Raw genomic sequence first — 2,152 nt, 5'->3', positions numbered from 1 at the left:
GGCCCCTCTCCCTGAGGGAGAGGGGGGAGAGAGATCAAGGGGTGGGGGGCGGAAGCTTGCGGATCTCTACAGCGTCTCCCACTTGCAAGCCCAGGGCTGCAGCCGTCCCGCCGCGGAACTCCAGCACGCCATCTACCAACTGGTCAGAGGGTGGCCCATAGACGGGGCAGGGTTGGGCGGGGCAACCGGGCACATCGGCAGCGATGTACACCACCTGACCTTGGCGGAGAAAGATAATGTCCAGGTTAAGCGGCGTGTTGAACATCCAGAAGGCAGCCGGCTGGGGCGGGTCGAAGGGAAACCACATGCCGCGATCAGGCGGCAAATCGGTGCGAAACATCAGGCCCAGCCGCTGTTGCTCGGGGGTGCGGGCCACTTCCAGCTCAAAGCGCTTGCCGGCAATGGTTACTTCCGCTTCCACCGGCAGGTGCTGGGGCTGCCCTTTGGCCGGGGTCGAGCTGGCAACGGCTGCCGTCTCCTGGGCTTCTCCTCCAGCAGTACATCCCAGCAGCAGAGCCAGGCCCAAGGCGATCCCGCTCGCTGTGACAGCCTGGCGCTCTCTTGCCCACCAACTCATCCCTTTCTCCTGCTGAGCTGTGCAGGCTTGATCCTACCCTGCTCTCTGGACTGAAGAGGGAGGGGATCCGCGGCAAGTTTGCCGGGATCTCCTGCGGGCTTTGGCCTGTCGATCTCACCTCAAGCGCAGCCGCAATGGCCGGCCTGGGCAAGAGCCATCCACCCCCAACCCGATACCATAGCCTATAGAGTCTATCTATCGTTCCCCACCCGGCCAGGAGAGACCCAATGAAAGACCTTTTGAATATATCCTCGGTGAGCCGGATCCCGCTTCTGGCTCTGTTTGGCCTATTGCTTTTGGGTCTCTGGCCCACGCACGGGGAAACCCCGGTGCGGATCCCGTTTGAGCCGACCGTGACCTATGGGGAAGGGTATGGAGAAGAGGCTGTGGCCCAACAAGCCCAAAGTCGCTTTGCGCTAAAGCTATTCGCTCACCTACTCCAGCAGCAGCCGCAAGAGAACCTCTTTTTCTCCCCCTTGAGCCTTCGCCTGGCCCTGAGCATGCTGTACAACGGCGCCGCTGGAGAGACCCAAGCGGCCATGGCCGAGGTGCTGGAGGCCCAAGAACTCTCCCTCAATGAGTTGAACTGGACCAACGCCCAGATGGCGCGCTGGCTGGTGGAGCGATCCCAAGCAGAAGGGCCGATCCAGGTGCAAGTGGCCAACGGCCTTTGGGTCGATCAAACCCTCACCCTGCGGCCTCCCTTTTTGCAGGCGCTGGCTACCTATTACCAAGCGGTGGTCAATCGGGTGGAGCTGGGATCCCGCCAGACGGTGCAGGCGATTAACCGTTGGGTAGCCGAGCGCACCCAGGGCCAGATCGACCGCATCGTGGATCGCCTCAGCCGCGAGGACGTGATGGTTTTGCTCAACGCCATCCATTTCAAGGGAGAGTGGACCCAGCCCTTCGATCCGGCCCTGACCAAGCCCCAGCCCTTCACCCGAGCTGATGGCCGCCGTGTCCAAGTGCCGCTGATGGCCCAATCCGGTCGCTACGGCTACCGGGAGACCGAGCAGCTCCAGGTGGTGCGCCTGCCCTATGGGGAAGGGGAGCTGGCCCTGCTGATCCTGCTGCCCAAACCAGGGGTGAGCTTGGCAACCCTGCAACAGGAGCTCAGCCCAGAAACTTGGCAAGAATGGACGGGATCCCTGCCCACCCGCCCCGGCTCGGTGCGGATCCCCAAGTTTAAGCTGGCCTACGCAACCGATCTGGTGCCGGCTTTGCAGCAGTTGGGTATGGGGATCGCCTTTTCTCGCCGGGCCGATTTCAGCCAGATGACCTCAGAGCCGACGCAGGTCAGCAGAGTCTTGCACAAGGCGGCCATCGAAGTGGATGAAAAGGGATCCGAGGCGGCTGCTGCCACCGGGGTAATCGTCTCCCGCACCGCCAGCGACCGGCAGGAGCCCTTCCAATTCGTAGCGGATCGACCTTTCTGGTTTGCCATTGTCGCTTCTAGATCCGGCGACAACCCCGAGGCGCAAACTGTGCTGTTTATGGGATCCCTGGTGGATCCTGGATAAGGGGATCCCTCATGCTGACTGCGGAGGTCATGATAATCGAGGTTTTGGAACAAGA

2 protein-coding genes are annotated in these 2,152 nt (G+C 62.1%); one reads left to right on the top strand and one right to left on the bottom strand.

Annotation, left to right across the window (positions count from 1 at the left end; translation table 11 throughout):
* Positions 1-34: 34 nt before the first annotated feature.
* Positions 35-577, bottom strand: a complete 543-nt coding sequence (locus NW844_RS11915; RefSeq protein ID WP_414335919.1) for a DUF192 domain-containing protein — start codon at positions 575-577, stop codon at positions 35-37.
* Between the two features lie 227 nt (positions 578-804).
* Here NW844_RS11915 and NW844_RS11910 point away from each other — a divergent pair, with 227 nt between their 5' ends.
* Positions 805-2,097, top strand: coding sequence for a serpin family protein (locus tag NW844_RS11910; protein ID WP_414335918.1), 1,293 nt, complete (start codon positions 805-807; stop codon positions 2,095-2,097).
* The last annotated feature ends 55 nt before the right edge of the window (positions 2,098-2,152 follow it).

Source organism: Synechococcus sp. H55.2 (genome assembly GCF_047462495.1).
GTDB lineage: Bacteria > Cyanobacteriota > Cyanobacteriia > Thermostichales > Thermostichaceae > Thermostichus.
Note: the sequence above shows the minus strand (reverse complement) of the source record. Positions and strands in the feature narration are given on the sequence as shown.

Excerpts from the sequence above, each read along its gene's own strand:
- NW844_RS11915 (WP_414335919.1), bottom strand. The coding sequence starts at position 577 with ATGAGTTGGTGGGCAAGAGAGCGCCAGGCTGTCACAGCGAGCGGGATC.
- NW844_RS11910 (WP_414335918.1), top strand. The coding sequence starts at position 805 with ATGAAAGACCTTTTGAATATATCCTCGGTGAGCCGGATCCCGCTTCTG.